The following is a 23,901-nucleotide window of genomic DNA, read 5'->3' on the forward strand; positions in this document are numbered from 1 at the left end:
TATATAGTGCGCTACTTAGTTGCAAGCGACCCCAATGCCGCTAATGCCTGCGCGTCGAGCCTGAGCGCGCCGGCGGCGACATTCTCGCGCAGATGCGCCATGGACGAGGTGCCGGGAATGACCAGCATATTCGGCGCGCGCTGCAGCAGCCAGGCCAGCGCCACCTGCATCGGCGTGGCTTGCAGGGCGGCCGCCACCTGGTTCAAGGTATCGGACTGCAGCGGCGAAAAGCCGCCCAGGGGGAAGAAGGGCACGTAGGCGATGCCTTGCGCGGCCAGGGTGTCGATCAGCGCATCGTCTGCGCGGTGTGCCAGATTGTAGTGGTTCTGCACGCAGACGATGGGAGCGATGCGCTGGGCCTCGGCCACCTGACCGGCATCGACATTGGACAGGCCGATATGGCGCACCAGGCCTTCCCGCTGCAGCTGCACCAGTGTGGACAGCGGCTCGGCAAGCGACGAGCCGTCGGGGCCTTCCATGCCCGGCGCGCGCAGGTTGACCACATCGAGCACGTCCAGGCCCAGGTTGCGCAGGTTGTCGTGCACGGCGTCGCGCAGTTGCTGTGACGATGCGGCCGGCAGCCAGGACTGGTCGGCACCGCGCACGAAGCCGATCTTGGTGACGATGGTCAAGCCGTCGCGATACGGATGCAGCGCTTCGCGGATGATCTGGTTGGTGATGTGGGGGCCGTAAAAGTCCGACGTGTCGATATGGTTGATGCCCAGTTCAATGGCGTCGCGCAGCACGGCAACGGCGGCGGCGCGGTCCTTCGGCGGGCCCCAGACGTGCGGGCCGGCCAGTTGCATGGCGCCGTAGCCGAGGCGGTTGAATGCGATGTCGCAATGGGCGGGCGTGAATCGGTCGCTGGCGGGGTCATACGTGTGCATGGGAGCTCCTGTGTAGTGGTAAGGGACGGGAGCAGCCATCGTAAGGGCGATTGCGCTGTATGATAATCGGGTCAATCCGGCACGGGCTGTACTTATTTGCGCACAATCTCATCCCTTGAAAGCTCTCCTCATGCATGCAGACAACCCTTCCATGGCCGACCTGTCCGCCTTTGCCCTGGTGGCCGGGCACCGGGGTTTTCGCCAGGCCGCGCGCGCCAGCGGGCAGTCGGCGTCGGCGCTGAGCGAGGCGCTGCGGCGGCTGGAGCAGCAACTGGGCATCCGCCTGCTGGAACGCACCACGCGCAGCGTGACGCCGACGGCAGCCGGCGCGCTGTTGCTGACGCGTTTGCGTCCGGCGCTGGAGGAAGTGAGCAGCGCGCTCGACGTGCTGAACGACTTGCGCGACAGTCCGCGCGGCACCTTGCGCCTGAACGTGCCGGTCAACGCGGCGCGCTTCTTCTTGCAGCCCATGGTCGACCAGTTCCTGCGCGCCTATCCGCAGATCAGGGTCGAGCTGGTGGTCGATAATAATTTTGTCGATGTCGTCGCCAGTGGCTGCGACGCCGGCATCCGCTATGGCGAGCGGCTGGAGCAGGACATGATCGCCATCCCGATCGGCCCGCGCACGCAGCGCTTCGCGGTGGCGGGCGCACCGTCCTACCTGGCGCAGCGGGGCGTGCCCGTGCATCCGCGCGAGCTGCTGCAGCACGCCTGCCTGCTGGGAAAATTCCTCAGTGGCGCGATTCCCCCATGGGAGTTCGAACGCGATGGGCAAAAAGTGAGCGTGGAGCCGGACGGCCCCGTGATCGTCACGCCGACGGCGGCCGACTTCGCGGTCAGCATGGCCATCGCCGGCCATGGTCTGGTGTATCTGTTTGAAGAGTGGTTGCAGCCGTATATCGATGCGGGCCAGCTGCGGCCCGTGCTGGAAGACTGGGCGATGCCCTTTCCCGGCCCGTTTTTATACTATGCGGGCCGGCGCCACCTGCCGGCCCCGCTGCGCGCCTTCATCGATTTCGTGCAGGCCAATTTTGCGCAGCTTCCGCCGCTTGCTCAATCCGCAGGATAGCGCTGGCGTAAAAGCTGCAACATGGCGACGTTCTGTTCCCACGCATCCGTCACTGGCTGCTGCGTCCAGGGCAGCGTTTGCGTGTACGGCGCGGGGCCGAATTCCGGCGTGAACGTCATGCGCTCGGCGCCGGCCGCGCGGCGCAGCGCGACGATGGCATCCCACCAGGCCAGGTGGGCGTCGAGCGCCGGCTTGGCTTCCGGCGCGCGGAAGTCGGCCACCTGCGGACCCTGCGCATGGCCCACGCGCGCATGCACGTGGCGCACCAGCGGCAGCACTTGCGCCAGCGTGTGCGGCTGGTCTTCCAGCAGCGATTCGCAGGCGCAGCACCAGTGCGACAGGTCGGCCGTCAAAGGCAGTTCGGGATACTGCTGCAGATACGGCAGCAGCAGCATCGGGTGGCCGGAAAAGCGGCTGCGGTGGAGCTCGTGCACGATGGGCACGCCGTGCTTTGCCGAGATGGCGGCGGCCAGGTCGATCAATGCCGCGTTCTGCGCCTGGGTATAGTAATCCTTGCCCGTGTGCGTGTTGACCAGCACGGGGCGCGCCAGGCAGGCGTTTTCCAGCAGTTCCGCCAGGGCGGCGCGGTGCAGCGCGAAGTCGCTGTGGAACACGGTTTCCCATTGCGCGGCGATCAGCTCCAGGCCCGCATCGGCGATGCGCCCCGTCCACTCCTCGCGCAGGGCGGCGTCCAGCGGCAGCGACATTTCGATGCCGTCGAAGCCGGCCGCCAGTACCCTGTCGATGAAGACCTCGGGCGGCAGGTCGTTATTGCCCCAGTGGGCGGCAAAGACGTCGATGCGCATCAGACGAAGCCCCGCACGGGGAACGCCGCGTCGCGCTGTATCCAGTTGTGCGCCGCATATTCGGTCTGGCCGTCGGTGGCGTGCAAGGTGTAGGCGTGGCGCGAGACGGGCGAGCGGTTCGGCGCGCTGTAGTGGGGCAGCAAGCCGTGGAAGCAGACGAGGGCGCCCGCCTTCACTTCCAGTGGCACGGCCGTGCTGTCGTCGGGCCAGGGCATGGCGTCGAGTTTTTCCACGCGCACCTGGTCGCCGTTGCGGATGAAGCGTTCGCGCAGGGGACCGCGGTGGCCGCCCGGTTCGGCCCACAGGCAGCCGTTGTCCAGGGTCGCGTCTTCCAGCGCGAACCAGAATGTGGTCACGCTGATGGGCGTGGTCTCGAAATACGTGGCGTCCTGGTGCCAGCGCACTTCGCCGCCGATGCCGGGCTGTTTAAATATATACATCGATTGCCATACCTGCGCATCCGCCAGGCCCAGGTCGCGCGCCACTTCGGCCAGTTTCGGGTCGGCCGAAAAAGCGCGGAAGACGGGGTCCAGGTCGTGCATGGCGTGGCCGATCTTGTTGATCGACAGCGATTTCGCCTGCTTCAGCTGGCCGTCCGCGCCGAACGCCTCTTCCTCGAAGAAGCAGCGGATGGTGTTGTCGGAGGCGAGGAAATAATCGTTGGTGTTCTTCGCCTGGTCGCGCGTGGTGAAGATCGACTGGCTGACGCTGGGGTCGAATTCGTTGACAATCTGCTCGGCGCGCGCGCGCAGGGCGGCGATTTCATCCGTGCCCTTGAAATCGGGCAGGATGATGTAGCCGTCGCGTTGGTATTGTTCCTGTTGTTCGATCGTCAGCATGGCGGCGGCTCCGGAGATTGGTAGAAGGCGCCATTGTAGGATGGGGGCAGTGCGCAAACAATCGCCCAGTGGTTGACAGATTGTCGCCAAAGCGATGACAATCTTTGACATGGATCAACTAAAAGCGATGGAAATCTTTGTCGAGGTGGCGCGCCAGCGCAGCTTTACGGTGGCCGGGCAGCGCCTGGGGCTGACGCGCGCCATGGTCAGCAAGACCATCATGCAGCTGGAAGAGCGCCTGAACGCGCGCTTGCTGCACCGCTCCACGCGCGAAGTGAGTTTGACGGACGCGGGCCGCGCCTACCTGGCGCCGTGCATGGCCACCGTCAGCCAGGCGCAGGAAGCGGCGCGCATGGTGGCGCACGTGGCGCAGGCGGGAGCGGGGGCGGAGCTGGCCGGGCCGCTGCGCATCCAGGCGCCATCGAGCTTCGGCAGCGCGTGGCTGGCCGATGCCGTCGCCCGTTTCAGTTTGCTGCACCCGCAGGTGCGGGCCGAGCTGTTTGTCGACGATGCGCTGCTCGACCCGATACGCCACGGCTTTGACTTGACCATCCGCGTGGGCGGCATCCCGGACAGCAGCGCGCTGGCCATGCGGCCTTTGGCGCCGTGCCGCGCCGTGCTGTGCGCCAGCCCCGCCTATCTGGCGCAATGGGGCGTGCCGCAGACGCCGCAGGATTTATTGAAGCACCAGTGCCTGCATTTCAGCCATTTGACCGATGGCACGAACTGGCATTTCCAGCGCGGAGACGGGGAACAGCGCGAGGAAGTGAGCGTGCGCGTGCAGGCGGGTTTTACGGCGAATAACGGCCTGGTGCTGCACCAGGCGGCGCAGCGGGGACTCGGCATCGTCTACAGCACCACGTTTCTCGCCTGGCGCAACCTGCTCGATGGCAGCCTGCTGCCCGTGCTGTCCGGCTGGGACCTGCCCCTGAATCACTTGAGCGCCCTGTATCCGGCCAGCCGCCAGCCTTCGCCCAAGGTGCGCGCGCTGATCGATTTCCTGGTGGCCGAATACCAGCCCGTGCCGCCGTGGGACCGCGAGCTGGCAGCGGCCGGAGTTTTCAGCTGACGGTCAATTGAACGCGACCGGTTCCACCGTCCAGGCGCCATCGGCATACACGCGCTCGTCGTCCAGGTAGACGGCTTCGGTGACGGCGAAGATGTCGACGTGGTAGCGCGCATCCTTGCGCTTGAATTGCGGTTTTGTATACACGCCGTGCTTGGCGCCCAGCGACAGATGGATGCCGCACATGCGTTCATACGTGCCGATGTCGTTGACCAGCTGCTCGCGCGAAAAGGCGCGGTTCATGCCGAAGCCCAGTTCGCGCACCCACACTTCGCCCTCGTGCGCGCGGATGATCTCGAGCATGGCGGTAAATTCCGGCGTGGCGTGCTCCGTGCCCGTGACTCTGCCCTTGTCGATGATCAGGGTGATCGGCGTATCGGGGCGGTTGACCATGAAGTGCGTGTCGCCGAAGACGAAGATGCGCACGCGCCCGTTCACCGCTTCCAGGTCCTGCGCTTCCGTAAATACTTCGCCCAGGGGGAACTGGCCGCCGATATTGTTCATGCCGCTGTAGTCGCCGATATTGAGCTTGGCCGGTTCGAACGGGGAAGCAAACACCAGCTGCTCGCCGCCGCTGTCGACCATGCCGTGGCGGGCGCCGTCGATGCGCGCTTTCAGTGCATGGCCGACGCCGCGGTAATAGAACGGGTCGTAAGCCAGCGAGGCGATGTAGTGCAGCCCCTGTACGCCGGGCATGCGCGACAGATGCACGTGTTCGATCACTTTCAGGCCCCGCTTGAACAGTTCGATGCGGATGCGGAACGCTTCCAGGCGGAAGCTGGTCGACTGGATCAGCACAACGAGGCTGCCGGCCGGCAGTTCGGCAAACGCGGCCAGCACGGCGTCGGGCGTGACCTCGTCGAAATCGATGAAGGTGGCGTCCGGCAAGGCCTGGCGGTACGCTTCCGTCAGCACCACGTTGAGCCAGCTGCGCTTGTCGCAGACGATCAGGGACGGTTCGTCCGGGCGGTGGCGGATGGCCATGGCCAGCAGGTCGGCCACGTTTTGCGCGGCCACTTCGGTGGCGGCGGCGCTGATGGCGTCGAGCCGGCTGGTGTCATTCTCGGGAAGCGTCATGGTGCGAAGGTGGGGGCGTGAAGTAATCGCAGCATTATAAGGCGATTGCCCCGGCCGTCACCATTCCCCATCCGGCGGAGGACAGGCGGCTGCCGCGCCCCTGATTATCTTGTGTAGTGCTTTCCGGCAATGTATTATTTGAAAAATGGTATGAAACGGTATGACAGGGCATGGCAGCGAGCCTGGAAGCGGCCCGGCGCAGCGGCAAAGGCGCGCATGCGCACGGTGGCATGCTTTCAGTGAAGCAGGGACAACAAGCCAACAGGCGAAGACTAAGAGTGTGATGTGATGAGCATAATCGGACAAGATATTCCCATGGAGCGGCCGGATGCGGATGGCCGTGCTGCCGTGTTCGTTCCCGTCACAGGCGTCAAGGAAGATGTCCTGTTGACCATACGCAAAGGTGCGGCCATCGTCGGCTTTGCCAACCACGACCGCACCATTACCGTGTATTTTGAAAGCAACCGCTTTGACGACCCCGCGCTGGCCAAGTGGGAGCACAAGGCGCGCAAGGCCTACGACCGCCTGGTCGACAATGCGCCCACCGTGTCGAAACTGACCACCAGCCCCGCCAATTTCGAGCAGATCGGCTACATCAATGGCAAGGGCATCACCATCCGCCGCATGGAAAGCCTGCAGCGCTGGCTCGCGTATTCGGATGCGATGGATACGTGTCCGGCGATGGATATCATTCCGCGCACGGTTATTGCCAAGGCCGACGCGGTCAAGGTGTAAGAGCGGCTGATAAAACGCCCAAGGCGTTGTTGCCTGCCTCTCGCCGTACTGACGTACTGTCTTCGAGGCGGCGCCTAGCCCTGAGCATTTTCTCAGCCGCTCTTGGCGCGCTTACGAATGGTTGTACGAAAGGCCACAGTTTGTAGGCTTTCCCTCGGTCCTGGCGTACTGTCTTCGGGGCGGTGCTTGGCCCTGCATGCTTGCGCGGCCACTGTCGCGTGGGCTTGGAGTCAACAATGTGTCGGATTACGCGGGGCGTTGCCCCGCTAATCCGACCTACGCGACCTACGCGACCTACGCCTGACTTCGCTTCTTGCTTCTCGCTCCTTGCTACACCACGATGATATTCGCCTGCGCCTTGAGCGGGCAGGGCAGGGTATCGTCGAAGGTGATTTCGATGGCGCTGGCGACGAACATGCCGCCGATGTGCTGGGCGGCGATTTCGGGCGGCGTGCCGGGCTTGGTCAGGTTGACGTCCTGGGCGAAGACGAAGACTCTCCAGGTGCCGTAGACTTTTTGATCATATTGCAGCAGGGTGCGGTAAGCGCGCTTCAAGTCCAGGCTGCCTGCATAGACGCCGTCGTTGGCACCCGGGTCGAAGCCCAGGCCGTCGTCGGTCAGCGATTCGACGAAATACAGGCCCTGCGGCGCCTGGAACAGCACGAACGCATACAGCTCCGTGCCGCGGAAGACATTGCCGTTGTCGCGCTTGAAACTGGCGCGCAGCCACAACGGTTCGTAGGCTTGCACGACGGCGGGCGTATCCGTTTCCACCGGCCCCGCCACGTGGATGTTGACTTGCGTTTCGGTCACCGCATGCTGGTAGGTGGCGCCCGTGGTGAAACGATCGTACTCCCAGCTGATGTCGGCCGTGTAGGGCAGGCCCGCATTCGGCGCTTCCGGCAACACCCATTTCGCCACCACGCGCTCGGCCAGGGTCAGTTCGCCGGCGGCCGGTGGTGTTGCTTCCTGACCACGCCAGAACGGGTCGGCGATATCGGAGCAGGCGACGGCGATGGCGCCCGAGGCGATGGCCGAGGCCACGCCCGCCACCGTGAATTCGGGCTGGCCGGAGCCGGCCCCTTCCAGCGAACAGCAATGCACGTCGGGTTCCGTTTCCTCGAAACTGCCGCCCACGCTGAAGCTGGCCTTGCCGGAGCCGAGCGCGGCGGCAATGATGGCCACCAGCGCGGCGATGATGGCGATGATGATGGCGAGAACCTTCCACCACGGGTCGGAAAACGGCAGCTCGCCATGCGTGCCCGCATAGGCGGGGTTCGGCGTCCAGACGAGGGTCATGCCGGTCGGTACGATGGGGCCCAGGCCGGGCGGGCAGCGGCACTCCTTCCCATCCGTACCCGTGCTGCCCCAGCGCTTGCCCGGCAGATGGCCCTGCGGCTTGGACAGTTCCAGCGTGCCTTCCTCGACCGTACACGTGTAGGTGTTGGTCGTGCTGTCAAAGCGCGTCTGCGACACGAAGATTTGCTGGATCGAGCGGTGCGGCGTGTAGCCGTCCGCCTTGGCGACAAAGCTGACGAGCCTCTTGCCGGGCGCCGCATGCTGGAAATCGGCATCCCACATGACCAGCATGGCCGCGCCGGCGGGAATGCTGGCAAAGAAGAAGGTGCGCGCCACGGGCACGATGCCGGGGTCGCCCACGCTTTCCAGGTACACCGTGACATTCGTCAGGGCGCTGCCGGACATATTGGTGACGTGGGCGGCAATGCGCAAGCCATAGATGGCATTGTCGAAGATGCCATCGGGCAGCATGATATTGGTGACGGGCTCGATCGCGAACGGCCGCGTCAGCACCTGCAGGGGTGTGTCGCTCATGATGCTTGCTCCTCGGGGCTTTGCTGGTCTTGCGCTTGCTCTTTCTCCAGATCGGTGACGACATACGTGACGCCGCCCAGCAGCTTGCCATCCTGGGTTTCCAGCACGCGCAGCAGCGCATACTGGCGTGGCGGCAAGGCTTCGGCGCGCACGCTCAGATACACGGCCTGCGCCTGGCCGCGCGGCACTTCCAGCACCAGTGTTTGCTCGCCGGGCGCGTCGCCATTGCAATGGGGCGTACGCGCCAGGCCTGCGACCAGGTGTGCGTCCCTGGCCGGCTGCCATCGCTCAAGCCCGAGGGTGGCCAGCAGGCGCTCCGGCAACTCGCCGCCATACTCGATCTGCAGTTCCACTTTTTTCGTTTCGCGGGGCAGGGCCGCCACCGCGATGGCCAGCAACTGCGCGCGCCTGGCCGCCAGCACCACGTTGACGTTGCGCTGGGCGATCTGGTCATGCTGCTTGGGCTGGAAGGGAAAACCGTTGGGCAGCGGGTCGGGCAGCGGGTTGACGTCGCCAGGCCCGTGGGCCACGGCCAGCAGGCATTCGTGGCCGCCATTGACGATGACGGGCACCCACGGTACCAGGCACAGCACTTCCTGCGTGGCGCCGGGCGGCAGGTCGGCAAACGCGGAGCCGATCTGCGTGGCGGCGCCGACGGCGATCTGGCCGGAAGGATCGGCCCAGTAAAAGTCCACGCGCACGCCGTTCGAGGCGCTGTTGCCCGTGTTGTGCACGCGGCCCCACAGGTAATTGCTGGTGCCGGCAATGGGCGCGCCGGGCGGGCCATTCGGATCATTGCCGGGCACGACCCAGATATCGGCGCTGTCCCACCAGGGCTGGCCGTCCTCGATGATCAGGTGGGCTGACATGGCGTTCTCCTTGTCCTTGGGCTGTGCTTGTAGCTTAGGCCGCGGCGGTGGAATGGGGATTGATCGGTGTCAAGCCTGTATTGGCCTGCGTTTATGTGCAGCGTCATAAGGGGACATCAAGAGGTACAGCTGACAAGCGCTTCTAAATTTTTCTGTATCGGAAATAAGTGGTATCGGCGACGAAGGATGCGTTATTATTTGAAAGATAATTTAATGTGTCTGATTGCAATTTTTATGGGTGTGGATTTTATCGTCATCGCTGGATGATTTTCCCTATGGCACATGGGTGACGGATGAGAGGTATTTTGTGAGTCAGAAGATTGAATACCAATGTCAAGAATCGAGTTGCCAGTCGACATTTCCCTGGACCGTGAGTTTTTGTCCATTTTGTGGAAGGAAGCAAACTGCCATCAAGGTGAAAAAGGTTCCACCTGTATTCGTTGTGCCAATCGTTGATCAGGGAATGCCGTTGCCTATGAGTGAACAGGCAAGGCTTGGCGATTCCGGAGTTCAGAACGATAGCGTAGCGAAGGAACGAGTCTTGTCAAATCCGGCATTGTTGGATGATGGGCAGAAGAAGTTCAGTGTCCATATCGCAGACAGTATTTCAAATTCATATTGCGATAGCATCACTTTTGGTGTTTTGCTGCGGTATGGAAAAAGTGTTTTGGGATTGGATGTGAGGCGGGTGGAGGCGATTTTATCGTTGGCTTTGCAACGTTTGAATGTCGTTAATGAAAAAGAATTGTTGGACGAGCTTGATGCACTGTTGCATGTGTTTACAGACACTGAAAAAAAACTAGATAAAAAGAGTCGTGTCGACGCCTTGCAAAGTGTCTGCAAACCACGTCTAGGCGCGATGAAAGGTGTCGATCCAGAGATCGCGGAGAGATACATCAACGACTTTTGTCGCAAGCATAGTGTGATGCAGAGGTCAGGCATCTGGGGCTGGAAAATTTTGTAGTGTGATGGGATGGCGAAGACATGATCTGGTTTGATCGTTCAAATTACAATTTTTAAAACACCGAGGAATATATGAATCAATCCGATCTGGACTGGCTGAAGAACCGGGTAGCTGCGGCGGTAGATGATGATTTTTATCTGGATCGTGGTGAGGAACGGCGTATTAAAGAAGAGGCCGCCGCACGCGGCATCGTGAGCAGAGAAATAGAGTTGGTCATCCGTGAACAGTTAGATGAATATTCTGCGGTATCCGAGCGTGCTCTCGTGGAAGAGTTGGATAGGTTGTTGCATCAGTTCACTGATAACGACAAGAAGCTGGATCAGAAGGAAGAGCGTCTGGCACTGAGTAAAGTAGTGAATGCGGCATCTGGCAAACGTGTTGGACTGGATCCGCGAGTGGCGGAAGAATATGTGACTAGTTTTTGCAAGGCGAACGGAGCTTCGCGTTCGACGGATACAAAAAAATGGCTTGGTTCCCAGATGGGACTGGTACTTGTTGCCGTTGCAGTTATTGGTGCCGTCATCTTCTTCGCGACACGGTCATCGAAAGATGTTGCCCTAGCTACAGTGACGCAAGTCAGTGACAGTCGATCTGTGGATACGAAGGCGATTAAGCTCAATGAAAACGATCGTTCTGAAATCGACGATCAGTTGCGTCGTGCCTCTCTTTACGTTGAGAAAGCTCAATATACCGACCCGCCGGAAAGTTCGGCCAAGGCTTCCCTCGATCAGATTCGGCAGATTGACCCCGAGGGACAATATCGTGGCGAAGAGGTCAAGGGACTTGCTAGCAAGATAGTTGATCATTACATCAAACTGGCTGAAAAAAGTGCTGCATCGAATGATCTGGGTGCGGCTGCCAAGTGGTTAGCACGTGCGAAGCTGCTGAACCGTGATCGTGAGGTAATATTAGAAAAGGAACGAGCATTAGGGCTGGTGAAGACGGAGCGTTAAGTCTGCTTATCTCCGCCAGCAGAGATAAGCAGAGCTCGCACGATGGATGGGGCACACGATATAATCGTGTGCCCTGCCTTGTTGCATGAGTAGCAAAGGTAGGAACGTGTCTGAAACAGTGAATGAAGTATGCATCAACGCCGCCTGCGGCCGGACCTTGCCGCTGCGCGTGGCGCATTGTCCGTTTTGCGGCGCGCGCCAGGTGGCGCAAGCGCCTGTTCTGGAGAAGGTAGTGGCGCCGCCGCCGGTGCCGCGCATGCCGCCGCCGGTGCCCGTCGCCCCGCCGATTTCCACGCCGCAACCCGCGCCGCAACCCCCGCCGCAACCCGCTCCTCAGCCAGCTTCCGCTCCCCAGCCGGCCCCGCCGTCGGCTGCCGCGCCGGCCAAGGCGCCGCCCGCCAAGCCTGCCGGCAGGGGCTCGGTGCCGCCGCCGCGCCCGCCCGTGCGCTTGCGCACGTGGATCGCGGCGGCCGTGGTGCTGACCGGTATCTGGTTTTATAACAAGCCGGCCGACAAGCCGGCCAGCGTGGCGGAACAGGTCGAGGCCGCCACCGCGCTGGCGGCGCAGTGCGACCTGGATGGGGCGCGCAGCGCGCTGGCCGTGCTGAAAAGCGCCAAGGCGCCCGCCGCGCAGATCAAGCGCTTGCAGGCGAATATCAGCAAGTCCGCCGCTACTTGCGACAGGCAACAGCAGCGGGCGCAGGCGTGGGCGGCGCTGCAAGGCAGCGTCAACCAGGCCCTCGACGCGGGCAAGCCGGAGCTGGCCGCCAAGCGCCTGGCCGCCTATGTGAAGCGCTGGGGCGACGATCCCGACACCCTGGAACTCGACGCCAAAGTGAAAGTGGCGCAAGCCAGCGCCCAGCTCGACCTGGCCGACGCCTGCCTGGCCAAGGGCGACCGGATCTGCCTGGAAAACAGCCTGATCGCCGCCGAGCGCTACAAGCGGCCGGAGCTGGCGGCGCGCACGCAGGCGCTGCGCGCGGCCTTGTCGCAATTGCTCGAACGTTCGCTGCTCGATGCGTCCCCGGGCCAGTAGCGCCAACAACTAAAACGCCCGCCGCGGCCACGCCGGGCGGGTACACCTACTCAGCCCTACTCTTGCGGCACCAGCGCCAGCGCGGCGCTGAAGTCGCCCATCGGCTTGCCGCCGTTGGCCACCAGCGCCTTGTCGCGCGTGCTCAAGCCGTCGAGCACGGGCAGGGCGAAGCGGTGCGTGATGGCGCGCAGGATCGAAGCCGAATCGTATTGCGTATGGTCAACTAGTCCCTTTTTCACGTACGGCGAGACGAGGATGGCCGGCACGCGCGTGCCCGGGCCCCAGCGGTCGCCCTTCGGCGGCGCGGCGTGATCATAAAAGCCGCCGTTTTCATCGTAGGTGACGATGACCAGCATGTTCTTCCACTGCGGACTCTTCTTCAGCTGGGCGATGACGCTGGCGATGTGCGCGTCGCCGTCGGCCACGCTGGCGTAGCCCGCGTGCTGGTTCAAATTGCCCTGCGGCTTGTAGAAGGTCACGGGCGGCAGCTTGCCGGCGCCCGCGTCGGCCAGGAACTGGCTGTCGAAATCGCGCAGGTGGGCGGCCCGGTAGGCGGGCGCCTTCACGGGGTCCATGTTGGCAAAATAGTTAAACGGCTGGTGGTGGAACTGGAAGTTCGGCGGATTCGGGAAGCTGCCGGCGCGCGCGCTGGCCGTGGCCAGGGCCGTCGTGTCCTTCCAGGCGCCCGCATACCAGGCCCAGTCGATATTTTTGCCTGAGAGCAAGTCGCCGATATTCGTCTGCGTCTGCGGCGGCAGCGTGTTGGCCTTGCCCGTGTCCGCATACAGCTTGCTGCTGTCGGCCGATGCCGGGGCGTTGCTGCTGGGCTGGAACGGCGGCTGCATGGTGTTGACGGCGTAGAACATGCCCGTGCCGTCTGCCGGCGTCAGCGCGCCGTCGTTGGCGTAGGCGGGCGCGCCGTTCAGGACCGTGGTCGGCGCCGTGGCGGACGGCGTCAGGCGCACGAAGTTGCCGTTGGCGTCGACGTCGATCTTCGCGATCGAGCCCTTGGCCACCGAGGTGTCGGCGTTCGGATACGTGGGCGCGCAGGCGCAGATCAGATACTGGTGCGTGAGGAAGGAGCCGCCAAACGCGCCGATGAACAGATTGTCGGCCAGCGCATATTGTTTGGCGATGTCCCACAGCTGCATCTTGCTGCCGTCGTAATAGCCCATCGACAGGCCGCCCGCGTCGGAATAGGCCGCGAATTTGTCGTTGGCGCCGCCGTTGATCTGCATCTGGTTGTTATAGAAACGGTGCACGAGGTCGCGCGTGATCACCGATTGCGGCAGGTACAGGGGGCTGCCGGCATCGTCGATCTGGAACGGCTTGTTCGGCAGGTTGGCCGATTGCGCCTGCGTGATGACGGTGCTCTGGCCGGCTGCCGTCATGCCGCCCCAGGTGGGCGGCAGCACGGGCAGGGTGCTGCCGTCATAGTCTTTCTGCGGCACGTAGGCGGAAGTCGACGTGGGATTGACGCCCGGCACGCCGTTCGCGCCCGGGAACAGGCCGTACAGATTGTCGAAGCCGCGGTTTTCCGCGTAGATGACGACGATGGTCTGGATATTGTTCAGCGCCAGGGCGCCGTTCAGGGCGGCCAGCGCGTCGGCCGGTGCCGCCTGCGCGCTGGCGCTGGCGATCAAGGCCGTCACGCTGGCGTTTTCCGCCTTCAGTTTCGCCAGCTCGTCGCCGCTGGCCTTGTTGAAGTCGGACGCCAGGCCCGCTTCGGACACGCCGATGCGCGCGGCCAGCTTGCTGCTGGCGGCCGCAAAGTCGCCGCCATTGCCGTCCATGACCTGCGCCAGTTCCGTCGACAGGGCGCTGACGAAGGCGCTGTGGCCGGCGGGGGCGCGCAGCAGCAGTTTTTGCGTGACCTTGCTGCCGCTGTCGCCGATGGCTTCATGGCGGATGGCGTCCGTGCCGACGGTCACCAGCACGGCGCCCTGGCCGTCGAGCGTGTAGCTGCCGTCGGCGGCCGTGCGCACCGTTGGCGAGCCGCTGTCGCAGGTCAGCTTGGCGGTGCCGCTTTCCAGGCATACCTGGGCGTTTTCATAGTAGCTGCCGATCACCTGGCCCGTGGTGCTGGGCGTGATCGCATAATTGCTGCCGCAGGCGGCCAGGCCCAGCGACAGCAAGATTGGCAGGGGACGTAAGACAGGGCGAGCGTACGGTTTCATTGTTCATGCCTTCTGGGTGGAAAACGTCGCATGCTAGGCAGGCAATATGTCAGCTGCGTGACATGTCAGCGTCTGTTACATGACGTAATGTACGGACTTGATACATTACGTTTTGCAGGGACTTGTCACGCAGCGGTCACATACCGTTGCTACGCTGCCAGCCCATGATGAAAACGAAGCCCTCACTGCTGCTCGCCTTTGTAGCCGCCTGCCTGCTGGCCGCCTGCCATCCGGCAGCGCAAAAGGAAGCCGCGGCCAAGCCCGCCTATCTGGCGGGCGCCTACGCGCCCACCCTGCCACGCCAGCCTTCCGTGGCCCAGATGACGGCCATGGGCCGCGCCATGTTTTTCGAGCCCAGCCTGTCCGTGTCGGGGAAGATGTCGTGCGCCAGCTGCCACAGTCCCGAGCACGCGTATGGGCCGCCGAACGGGCTGGCGGTGCAGCTGGGCGGCCCGGAGCTGAAGGATGCGGGCACGCGCGCGGCGCCCTCGCTGCGCTACCTGCAGACTGCACCCGCATTCACCGAACATTTTCATGACGACGATGGCGACGACAGCGTCGATGCGGGCCCCACGGGCGGGCGCAACTGGGATGGCCGGGCCCAGTCCGGCCATGAGCAGGCGCTGGCGCCGTTGCTCTCCCAACGCGAGATGGGCAACCGCGACGCGGCCGCCGTCGTCGCCAAATTGCGCGCTGGCCCCCTGGCGGCGCAATTTCGCCAGACGTATGGCGCCGATATTTTCGAGCAGCCGGGCCAGGCCTTGCGCTGGGCGCTGATGTCGCTGGAAGTGTTCCAGGAAAGCCCGCTAGATTTCTATCCGTACACGAGCAAGTACGACGCCGTCTTGCGCAAGCAGGCCGTTTTGAGTCCGCAGGAAGCGCGCGGCCTGGCCCTGTTCAACGATGAGCGCAAGGGCAATTGCGCGTCCTGCCACATCAGCCAGATCACTTCCGGCGGCGCCTTTCCCCAATTTACCGATTACGGCTTGATCAATATCGGCGTGCCGCGCAATGGCAAGCTGCCCGTCAATGCGGACCCGGCGTTCTTCGACATGGGCTTGTGCGGCCCGGACCGCACCGACTTGATGGAGCACAAGGAGTACTGCGGCAGCTTCAAGACGCCGTCCCTGCGCAATGTCGCCCTGCGCAAGGTATTTTTCCACAACGGCAGTTTTGACAGTCTGGAGCAGGTGCTGCGCTTTTACGTGCAGCGCGATACGGCGCCGCAAAAATGGTATCCGGCAGAGCGAAACGGCAAGGTGCGCAAATACGACGATTTGCCGCCGGGGCTCGAGGCGAACGTCAACGTGGAAGCGCCGTTCGACCGGCTGCCGGGCCAGGCGCCGGCCCTGAACGAAGCGGAGATCGCCGACGTGATCGCCTTCCTGCATACCTTGACGGATGGCTATCGGCCGGCCCCCGCGGCACACTGAACGCATGCCAAAAAGATATCAAGATACCATTGCTTACAACTACGCTACAAAAGCCTGTTTTTATGTGCGTTAGCGCACGCTAGAAAATTTTAGGCAGGTGTATATTGCGAACTGATCTGTGTCTTTTGATAACAATGAAAGGGAATACCATGAAAGTAAGCAAAAATTGGATGACCGTGTGCGCCGCCGGCATGATGGTTGTGGCCCTGGCTGCCTGCCAGAAGAAGAGCGATGTCGCCGCCGGTCCTGCGGAACAAGCTGGCCAGAAGATCGATGCGGCCGCTGCCAAGGCTGAAGCCGACATCAAGGCCGCAGCAACCAAAGCTGACGCCGCCGTGAGCCAGGCCGCTTCCGATACGGGCGCCAAGATGGACCAGGTCGCCGCTGACGCCGACAAGAAAATGAGCGAAGCGGCCGATGCCGTCGGCAAGAAAGTGGAAAAAGCCGGTGAAAAGATGCAGGACGCCGCGCACAAGTAATCACCGTCATCACCGCGCCAGGACCAGCTAACGCCGGCCCGGTTCCCGCAGCTGTCGTCAGGTGACGGCAGCTGCGGCGACGCCATCGCCCCCTTGGCCGCCTGGCGTCAACGTCTGCGTTCCAGCCGTCTCCGGCCTGTCCGCCTCGTCCGTCCCCCCCAGTACCACGCTCAAATCGACAAAGCCGTCGCGCCACGCGCGTTCCAGGTCTTGCTCCACCACTTCCAGGGTCGTTCTTTCCACATGATGAAAACCGCGCAAGCCATACGCCCGGTTGCGCCCGTGCGCCTTGGCCAGGTACAGCGCCATGTCGATCAGGTTGACGCTGCGTTCCCACGTGAGCGGCCGTCCCAGCGGCGCCAGCGGATAGGGCGCAAAGCCCACGGACACGTGCACTTCGATGGTCTGGCCCTGGTAGTCGATGCGTTGCGCCGCCATGCCGTTGAGGATGCGCCGCGCGATCTCGTCGAGCCCGTCGCGCGCAACGGCCGGCAGGAAGGCAAGGAATTCCTCGCCGCCCCAGCGCACGATCATGTCCGTTTCGCGCAACACGTCGTGCAGGGTTTCGGCGATCGTCGTCAGCACCAGGTCGCCCGCCGCATGGCCGTAAGCGTCGTTGATGTGCTTGAAGTGGTCGACGTCGAGCAGGAACAGCGCGCCCACGACATCGTCGCCGGCATAGGCGGGCTGCGGCTTGCCCGCATGGCTGCGCATGAATTCCTGGAAATGGCGGCGGTTGTACAGGGCCGTCAGCGGGTCGCGCGAACTCTGGCGCTTGAGTTCCTGGTTTTTTACCTTCAGCTGCACGTTCGCATGGCGCACCTTGCGGTACAGCAAGCCAACGATGGCGGACGCCATGGCCAGTACCAGCGCCAGCAGCCACCACACGCGCTGCTGCAGACGGCGGTTGTCGATTTCGGTGCTCTTGAGCTGATTTTCGCGGCTCAGCAGCTCGATCTGGCGCTGTTTCTTTTCCGCCTCATACTTTTCTTGCAGTTCATACACGGCCTTTTGCCGCTGCTTTTCGAACAGCTGGTTGGAAATGCCGCGCTCGCGGTGGTACGCGGTGACGGCGCCGCGCAGGTCGCCCGCCTTTTCCAGCGCCATGCCGTATTCCAGCAGCACGGCCTGCATTTCCGGCTGGTTGGCCGTGCGTTCGTAGTAGGCCAGGCCCGTGGCCACGCTTTGCTTGCCTTCCTGCAGCCGTCCCTGGCCGATCAGCGCCTGGCCGATGTTCAGCCGCGCCGTCGCCTCCACCTGTTCATCGTTGACGAGGTCCGCCGCCGTGATCGCTTCATTTGCATAGCGCAAGGCGCGCGCGTAGTCGCCTTCCTTGAGATAGCTGTCCGACAGGTTGACGAGGGTGACGGCCACCATGCCGCGCGCGCCCAGCTGGCGTTCCAGCGCCAGGGCCGCCAGCAGGGCGCGCTGGCCCCGCTGCGGCTGCTGCGCGTCGAGCGCCAGCCCGTATTCCGTATTCTTTGCCTGCGCCATGCGGCCCGGTGACGCCAGTCTCGCGGAGACTGCCAGCAATTCGTCGAGCACTTCGAAGCCCTTGTCGTATTCGCGCATCTGCGTGTACAGCAGGGTAAGGGCATTCAGGGCGGCGGCCAGGCTGGACGGGGATTTGCTCTGGCGCGCCAGGTCGACGGCTGCCTGCAGCTTGGCCAGCGCAAACGGAAAATTGCCTTCCTCGGCCCACGACTGGCCCGCGCTGATGGTCGCTTGCACGCGCACGGGCAAGTCGTCCGTGCCATTGGCGATCTTTTCCGCCTCAAATGCCAGCAGGTGCGAGGCGCGGCGCTCGTTGCGGGCAAACGTGATGTAGGCCTTGTTGAGTATGCCTTTTGCCAGCGCCACGTCGCTCTTGTTCATGCGGGCGTAGGCAATCAGTTCCTCGGCCAGCTGCATGGCGATGTCGTTCTGCCCCAGGCGCATGCGGGCGTTGCTCAGTTGGGTAAGGAATTCCGCGCGCACGGGCAGGGGAGCGCTGCGCGCCTGCGTTTCGACTTCCTGCAGCCGTTGCAGCGCGCGCGCGGGCACGTAGCGGCCGTCGTCGCGCACGGCGGCAAGATACTGCTCAAGGTCGCTGACCTGGGCGTGTGCGGCAGGCGGCAGCAAGCAGGCCAATACCAGCAGCCAATGCGCCTTTCGCCATGATGCCCGTCTCTGTCTGCCTGCCAACGTCCCGCTCCCGCAATGACCACCTGTCTGTAACAGATTATATTCTGTTGCAATCCAGAAATATCATGCAGTGCGCGGAAATTTGCGAAAGTGCACACTTTGGCCGCACGTCAGCGCAGGGGCAGGGCGGCCGTGGCCGGCGGGCTGCCTTTCAGGCGGAAGATGGCGACGGCCGCGATCAGGGCTTGTGCCTGTTCCTGCAGGCTTTCGGCCGCGGCGGCCGCCTGCTCGACCAGGGCGGCGTTCTGTTGCGTGATGTTGTCCATCTGCGTGACCGCCTGGTTGACCTCGCTGATTCCCGCGCTTTGCTCGTGGCTGGCGCTGGTGATTTCGCTCATGATGGCGGCCACCTTCTGGATCGATTCCACCACCAGCGCCATGGTGCGCCCGGCCTCGTCGACGAGCTTGCTGCCGGCGTCGACCCGTTCCACGGAGGCGCCGATCAAGGTCTTGATCTCCTGGGCGGCGGCAGCGCTGCGGTGGGCCAGGCTGCGCACCTCGCCGGCGACGACGGCGAAGCCGCGTCCCTGTTCGCCTGCCCGCGCCGCCTCGACGGCCGCGTTCAGGGCCAGGATGTTGGTCTGGAAGGCGATGCCGTCAATGACGCCGATGATGTCGGCGATCTGGCTCGAGCTTTCCTTGATCGCGCCCATCGTGCTGACCACTTGGGCGACAACGGCGCCGCCCTGCACGGCGACGGCCGAGGCGGTGGCGGCCAGCTGGTTCGCCTCGCCGGCGTTGCTGGCGTTTTGCCGCACCGTCGCCGTCAGCGTTTCCATCGAGCTGGCCGTCTCTTCGAGGGAACTGGCTTGCGCTTCCGTGCGCGCGGACAGGTCCGCATTGCCCAGCGCGATTTCGTGCGTGGCCACCGACATTTCGCCGGTGCCGCTGCGGATGTCGCCGATCAGCCCCGTCAGGTTGGCGTTAATGGTGTTCATCGCATGCAGCAGCACGCCGATTTCATCGGCTCGTTCGATGACGGCGTCGATGCTCAGGTCGCCGCCGGCGATCAGCTGCGCCGTGGCGATCGCCTGGTCCAGGCTGCGCTTGATGTGGCGGTACACGAGGAACAGGCACAGCAGCGAGACCATGACGGATACCAGCAGCACGCCGACCGTCACGGAGTAGGCGGCCATGGTGCCGCTCATCGCCGTCTGCACGGCCGCGCTCGTGCGCTGGTCGAGCAGGGTGAGGAATTCATTCACCGGCTGCATGATCTTCGCCTTGTTGCTGTGGTATTGGGCATCGTGCATGATGGCGCGGGCCATTTCCAGGTCCGGCGGCCCGGTTTTGGTGAAGTTGCCGCTGCCGTCGTCGAAGCGGCCCTTGACGGCGTTCATGGCGATCACCTCGGTCTTGACCAGGCCGTCCGAATTGGCTTGCGCTTCGCGCAGCTTGGCGAATTCCTGCTCGCTGAAGCCGGCCTTGCGCATCAGTTCTGCCAGCGGCACGGCGGGCCCCGTCGATGCGGGCACGGGCACGCCTGCCGCCACGAAGTCCCAGTAGATGCGCTCGTAATGGGCGGGGCGCGGCTTCTTGCCATTGCGGATGTCGAGGATGTCCAGGTATTGCTGTTCGTACCTGGCGTCGCCGGTGACGACGTAGGTGCGGGCCAGCCGGGTCAGGTCGTCCGAGCTTTGCCGCAGTTCGTCGGCCAGCAGGTAGGACTGGTAGCGCGTTTCAGTGACGCGGTTCGCCTCGGCCTGCTTGCCCGCCACGCGGAACAGCGCCCACAGGCTGATGACGGAGAGCGCCAGGCTGAGCAGAAAAATGGCGGCAAAGATATTCCTGATCGACAGTTTGCTGCGCATGGTATCCCCCGGAAGTGTGGTTGGGGCCGTTGGCGCTGCCCGCCAGATGAATATACTCCCGTCTGTACGGCATTTTTAATGCCGTACAGAAAAAAAGTGGCGCCATGCAACGGCGCCCCATGGCTATCAAATTGCCAGTTGCTGCAGCAGGTAGAGGCGCTGGTACAGGCCGCCTTCGATCTGCATCAGTTCCTCGTGCGGTCCCGCTTCCGTGATGCGGCCATGGTTGAGCACGATGATACGGTCCGCTTCGCGGATGGTCGACAGGCGGTGGGCGATGGCGATGATGGTGACCTTGCCGCGCAACTCGTTGAGGGCCGTCTGCACGATCTGCTCCGTCTGGCTATCGATGCGCGACGTCGCTTCGTCGAGCAGCAAAATGCGCGGCTGGCCGGCCAGCGCGCGGGCGATGGCGATCAGCTGCTTCTGCCCCGACGACAGGCGCGAGCCGCCTTCGCCCAGCGGCGTGTCGTAGCCGTGTTCCAGCGCCGCAATGAAGTCGTGCGCATGCGCGGCGCGCGCGGCCGTCTCGATCTGCTGCTGCGTGTAGCCGCGGCCCATGTCGATGTTTTCGCGCGCCGAGGCGGCCAGCAGGAAGGGGTCTTGCGGCACCAGGCCCACGTCGGCGCGGAAGTGCTCGTTGTCGATGCTGTCGAGGGCGACGCCGTTGATGGCGATGCTGCCCTGCGTGACGGGGTAGAAGCGCAGCAGCAAGGAGAGCAGGGTCGACTTGCCGCTGCCCGTGTGGCCGACGATGCCGAAGAAGGCGCCTTGCGGGATCTGCAGCGACAGGTCGTGCAGCACGGGCTGGTTTTCCACGTAGGCGAAGGTCAGGCGGGCGATGTCGACGGCGGGCACGTCGCTGCCCGTTTTCGCCTGCCGCAGGGCCGGTGTCGCCCTTCCCTGTGCGTGTTCCAGCGCCTGCGCTTCGTCGAGCAGGGCCGAGACGCGCGCCGTGGCCACCACCGACTGCTGCAGCTGGCTGAATTGCATGGTGATCTGGATCAGCGGTTCGATCACGCGCGCGATGTAGCTGATGAATGCATACAGCACGCCCACTTCCACGGCACCCATGTCGCGGCGGCCGAAGCTGAAGATGACGACGGCCAGCAGCACGATGTTGAGCATGTCGAGCGCGGGGCGCAGCAGCCAGGCGTTGGCGCGCAATTCCTGCATGCGCGCCGTGTAGTGGTCCTGGTTGATGCCCGTGAAGCGCGCGCCGAAGCGCTTTTCCGCGTTATTCGCCTGCAGCACGCTCATGCCGCCGATCGATTCGGCGATCTGGCCGTTGATCTCGCTGCGCAGGGCGCGCGCGCGCGTGACGGCCGGCGCGCTCCAGCGCTGGTACAGGAAGACGATGAGCAGCACGGCCGGCAGCAGGGCCAGCACGATCAGCATCAATCGCCAGTCGAGGAAGGCCATGGCGGCCATGGTGCCGACCAGGACGATGGAGCTGTCGAGGATGACGAACAGCACCTGCACGTACAGCGATTTCACCGCTTCCGTGTCGTTGGTGACGCGGCTGACCAGCTGCCCCGTGATGGCGCGGTCGAAAAAACTCATCGGCAGGCGCAGCACGTGCTGGTAGACGGTTTCGCGCAGGCGCTGCACCGAGCGCATGGCCAGGCCGGACAGGCGCACCAGCTGCAGATAGCGCAGGCCGGAAGCGACCCAGCCCGTCAGCAGGCAGCCGCCCAGCAGCAGCGACATGCGCGTCCAGTCCAGGTGGCGCGGCAGCAGGTGCTGGTCGATCAGGGCCTTGCCTAAAATGGGACCCGTGACTTCCAGGGCGGCGGCGAGGATCAGCCAGAACGTGGCCCAGTACAAATGGCGCAGGTCGGGCGCGGCGGCGCGGCGCAGCAGGCCGATCGCCTGCGCGGCCTGGCGGCGCACGGATGGCGTGGCGGTGTTGGCTTGGTCGTTCTTAGATGGCATCGAGGCTGGCCTCCAGTTGTTGATAGCGCCACTGGCTGGCGTACCAGCCGTCGCGCTGCATCAGCGCGTCGTGGTTGCCCGTTTCCGTCACGTGGCCATCGCGCAGCACGAGGATCAGGTCCGCGTTGACGACGGCGCTCAGGCGGTGGCTGGCGATGATGGCGCTGCGCTCGGGGCGCTTGCGGCGCAATTCCTCCAGGTGCTGCAGGATGCGCGTTTCCGTGCCCGTGTCGACGGCGGACAGCGCATCGTCGAGCAGCAGCAAGCCGTTGTCGGCCAGCAGGGCGCGGGCAATCGCCACGCGCTGGCGCTGGCCGCCGGACAGGGTGATGCCCTTTTCGCCCACGTGGGTGGCATAGCCTTCGGGGAACTGCAAAATGTCCGCGTGGATGTCGGCCAGTTGCGCCGCCCGCTCCACTTCCTCGCGCGTGGCGCCGGGGCGGGCCAGCGCGATATTGTCGGCGATGGTGGCGGAGAATAAAAAGGACTCCTGCGGCACCCAGCTGATCGCCGCGCGCAGCGCGTGCAAGGTGTAGGCGTCCAGCGCGTGCCCATTCCACGTGGCCGTGCCCGATTGCGGCGTGACCTGGCGCAGCAGCACGCGCAGCAGGGTCGACTTGCCGCTGCCCGTCGGGCCGACCAGGCCCAGGGTCTGGCCCGGCTGCAAGCGCAGCGAAATGCCGGACAGGGCCGGCGCCGTCTGGCCCGCATACGCAAAGCCGACGTCCTGCAATTGCAGGGGGCCGGGCGTCAGCGTGGCGATGCTGCCATGGTCGTCGATGGCCAGCGGCGCGTCGAGCATCGGCTGCAGGCGCTGCCAGGCGGCGCGGCCCCGTTCGATCAATGACAGCACCCAGCCGGCGGCGAACATGGGCCAGATCAGCTGGCCCAGGTACATGGAAAAGCTCGTCAGCGCGCCGATGGTCAGCTGGTCTTGCCACACGAGGTAGCCGCCCAGGCCCAGGGTCAGCGCCGTGGCCGCCGTCAGGGTCAGGCCGACGGCCGGTTCGTACGCCGCTTCCCAGCGCTGCGCCGTCAGGCTGGCGTTGGCCGCGTGGCCGGCCAGGGTGGAGAACTGCTTGCTGCTGCGCTCTTCCAGGCCCAGCGCGCGCAGGGTGCGCACGCCCGACAAGGACTCTTGCACATGGTCGTTCAGCGCGGAAAAGCGTTGCAGCGAATCCGTCGACGCCGTATGGATATGGCTGGAAATGCGCCAGAAGGCCAGTCCCATCAGGGGGAAGGGCAAGAGGGCGATGCAGGCCAGGCGCCAGTCCACGCCCAGCAGCATGATGCCGAGCACCATCAGCAGGGTCAAAGTGCCGTCGAAACCGGCCAGCATGGCTTCGCCGGCGGCCATTTCGATGGCGTCGATATCGTTCGTCGCCAGCGCCATCAGGTCGCCCGTGCGATGGTTCTGGTAGAACGACGCGCCCTGCTGCGACATGCGCGTGTAGAAGCGCGTGCGCAGCATCACGCCCAGCTGGTAGGCGGCCTTGAACAGGGTGATGCGCCAGCCCACGCGCAGGAAGTAGATGACGACGCCGACGGCGAGCAGAGTCAGCAGTTCAAGCCACAGTTCGGCGGCCGTCATGCGGTGCGCGGCCAGCGCGTCGATGATGGCGCCCACGCGGCGCGGGATCCAGACGGTCAGTGTTGCCACGCCTGTCAGCATGACGGCGGCGGCGGCATACGCCGGCCAATGCTGACGCACGAAGCCGGCGATGAGCCTCGATAAACTCATGGTTACC

Annotated in this window: 19 protein-coding genes; 8 read left to right on the top strand and 11 right to left on the bottom strand. The window is 64.1% G+C overall.

The window, feature by feature from the left end; all coding sequences use genetic code 11:
• Positions 1-11: 11 nt before the first annotated feature.
• Positions 12-887: an aldo/keto reductase family oxidoreductase gene (locus OX462_RS05425; protein WP_409027945.1), complete on the bottom strand. Its 876-nt coding sequence runs from the start codon at positions 885-887 to the stop codon at positions 12-14.
• Positions 888-1,017: 130 nt separating this feature from the next.
• Between OX462_RS05425 and OX462_RS05430 the strand changes: the two genes are divergently transcribed.
• Positions 1,018-1,956, top strand: a complete 939-nt coding sequence (locus OX462_RS05430) for a LysR family transcriptional regulator (RefSeq protein WP_070310358.1) — start codon at positions 1,018-1,020, stop codon at positions 1,954-1,956.
• Here OX462_RS05430 and OX462_RS05435 read toward each other — a convergent pair.
• The gene (locus OX462_RS05435; RefSeq protein ID WP_409027946.1) at positions 1,941-2,762 is read right to left on the bottom strand and encodes a sugar phosphate isomerase/epimerase family protein; all 822 of its coding nucleotides are present in this window, start codon (positions 2,760-2,762) and stop codon (positions 1,941-1,943) included. The two genes, OX462_RS05430 and OX462_RS05435, sit on opposite strands and share 16 nt — an antisense overlap.
• Positions 2,762-3,601, bottom strand: a complete 840-nt coding sequence (locus OX462_RS05440) for a phytanoyl-CoA dioxygenase family protein (RefSeq protein ID WP_409027947.1) — start codon at positions 3,599-3,601, stop codon at positions 2,762-2,764. Before OX462_RS05440 ends, OX462_RS05435 begins: the two co-directional genes overlap by 1 nt.
• A 109-nt stretch (positions 3,602-3,710) precedes the next feature.
• On the opposite strand from OX462_RS05440, the gene OX462_RS05445 reads away from it, so the two are divergent.
• Positions 3,711-4,670, top strand: a complete 960-nt coding sequence (locus OX462_RS05445) for a LysR family transcriptional regulator (protein WP_227742026.1) — start codon at positions 3,711-3,713, stop codon at positions 4,668-4,670.
• A 3-nt stretch (positions 4,671-4,673) separates the two neighbouring features.
• On the opposite strand, the gene OX462_RS05450 is transcribed toward OX462_RS05445, so the two are convergent.
• Entirely contained in the window at positions 4,674-5,744 is a 1,071-nt protein-coding gene (locus OX462_RS05450; protein ID WP_409027948.1) for a M29 family metallopeptidase, read from the bottom strand.
• A gap of 315 nt (positions 5,745-6,059) precedes the next feature.
• On the opposite strand from OX462_RS05450, the gene OX462_RS05455 reads away from it, so the two are divergent.
• Positions 6,060-6,479 (top strand): hypothetical protein, encoded by a 420-nt coding sequence (locus OX462_RS05455; protein ID WP_083287041.1) that lies wholly within the window; start codon positions 6,060-6,062, stop codon positions 6,477-6,479.
• 330 nt (positions 6,480-6,809) lie between these two features.
• On the opposite strand, the gene OX462_RS05460 is transcribed toward OX462_RS05455, so the two are convergent.
• On the bottom strand, positions 6,810-8,312 hold the full coding sequence (locus OX462_RS05460; protein ID WP_070310371.1) for a hypothetical protein: 1,503 nt from the start codon (positions 8,310-8,312) through the stop codon (positions 6,810-6,812).
• Positions 8,309-9,181: a hypothetical protein gene (locus OX462_RS05465; RefSeq protein ID WP_409027949.1), complete on the bottom strand. Its 873-nt coding sequence runs from the start codon at positions 9,179-9,181 to the stop codon at positions 8,309-8,311. Before OX462_RS05465 ends, OX462_RS05460 begins: the two co-directional genes overlap by 4 nt.
• Positions 9,182-9,404: 223 nt before the next feature.
• Here OX462_RS05465 and OX462_RS05470 point away from each other — a divergent pair, with 223 nt between their 5' ends.
• From OX462_RS05470 to OX462_RS05480, 3 genes are all read left to right on the top strand, one after another.
• Positions 9,405-10,145 carry a hypothetical protein gene (locus OX462_RS05470; RefSeq protein ID WP_409027950.1) on the top strand — a complete coding sequence of 247 codons (741 nt, stop codon included), beginning with the start codon at positions 9,405-9,407 and terminating at the stop codon, positions 10,143-10,145.
• 71 nt (positions 10,146-10,216) lie between these two features.
• Positions 10,217-11,098, top strand: coding sequence for a hypothetical protein (locus OX462_RS05475; RefSeq protein WP_409027951.1), 882 nt, complete (start codon positions 10,217-10,219; stop codon positions 11,096-11,098).
• Between the two features lie 106 nt (positions 11,099-11,204).
• Positions 11,205-12,134, top strand: coding sequence for a hypothetical protein (locus tag OX462_RS05480; protein ID WP_409027952.1), 930 nt, complete (start codon positions 11,205-11,207; stop codon positions 12,132-12,134).
• A gap of 56 nt (positions 12,135-12,190) precedes the next feature.
• Here the strand turns inward: OX462_RS05480 and acpA are convergent, their stop codons facing one another.
• Positions 12,191-14,311: an acid phosphatase gene (gene acpA / locus OX462_RS05485; protein ID WP_409027953.1), complete on the bottom strand. Its 2,121-nt coding sequence runs from the start codon at positions 14,309-14,311 to the stop codon at positions 12,191-12,193.
• 164 nt (positions 14,312-14,475) lie between these two features.
• Between acpA and OX462_RS05490 the strand changes: the two genes are divergently transcribed.
• Positions 14,476-15,744 carry a cytochrome-c peroxidase gene (locus OX462_RS05490; protein WP_409027954.1) on the top strand — a complete coding sequence of 423 codons (1,269 nt, stop codon included), beginning with the start codon at positions 14,476-14,478 and terminating at the stop codon, positions 15,742-15,744.
• 149 nt (positions 15,745-15,893) lie between these two features.
• Positions 15,894-16,223 (top strand): hypothetical protein, encoded by a 330-nt coding sequence (locus tag OX462_RS05495; RefSeq protein ID WP_070312834.1) that lies wholly within the window; start codon positions 15,894-15,896, stop codon positions 16,221-16,223.
• 57 nt (positions 16,224-16,280) lie between these two features.
• On the opposite strand, the gene OX462_RS05500 is transcribed toward OX462_RS05495, so the two are convergent.
• The 4 genes from OX462_RS05500 to OX462_RS05515 form a co-directional block, all read right to left on the bottom strand.
• A complete protein-coding gene (locus tag OX462_RS05500) occupies positions 16,281-18,344 on the bottom strand; it encodes a sensor domain-containing diguanylate cyclase (RefSeq protein ID WP_343251869.1) in 2,064 nt (687 codons plus the stop codon).
• 173 nt (positions 18,345-18,517) lie between these two features.
• Positions 18,518-20,218: a methyl-accepting chemotaxis protein gene (locus tag OX462_RS05505; RefSeq protein ID WP_070218019.1), complete on the bottom strand. Its 1,701-nt coding sequence runs from the start codon at positions 20,216-20,218 to the stop codon at positions 18,518-18,520.
• Between the two features lie 126 nt (positions 20,219-20,344).
• On the bottom strand, positions 20,345-22,153 hold the full coding sequence (locus OX462_RS05510; protein ID WP_070218017.1) for an ABC transporter ATP-binding protein: 1,809 nt from the start codon (positions 22,151-22,153) through the stop codon (positions 20,345-20,347).
• Positions 22,143-23,894 carry an ABC transporter ATP-binding protein gene (locus OX462_RS05515; RefSeq protein WP_409027955.1) on the bottom strand — a complete coding sequence of 584 codons (1,752 nt, stop codon included), beginning with the start codon at positions 23,892-23,894 and terminating at the stop codon, positions 22,143-22,145. Before OX462_RS05515 ends, OX462_RS05510 begins: the two co-directional genes overlap by 11 nt.
• Positions 23,895-23,901: the final 7 nt, after the last annotated feature.

The organism is Janthinobacterium aestuarii (assembly GCF_046113285.1).
Classification (GTDB): domain Bacteria; phylum Pseudomonadota; class Gammaproteobacteria; order Burkholderiales; family Burkholderiaceae_D; genus Janthinobacterium.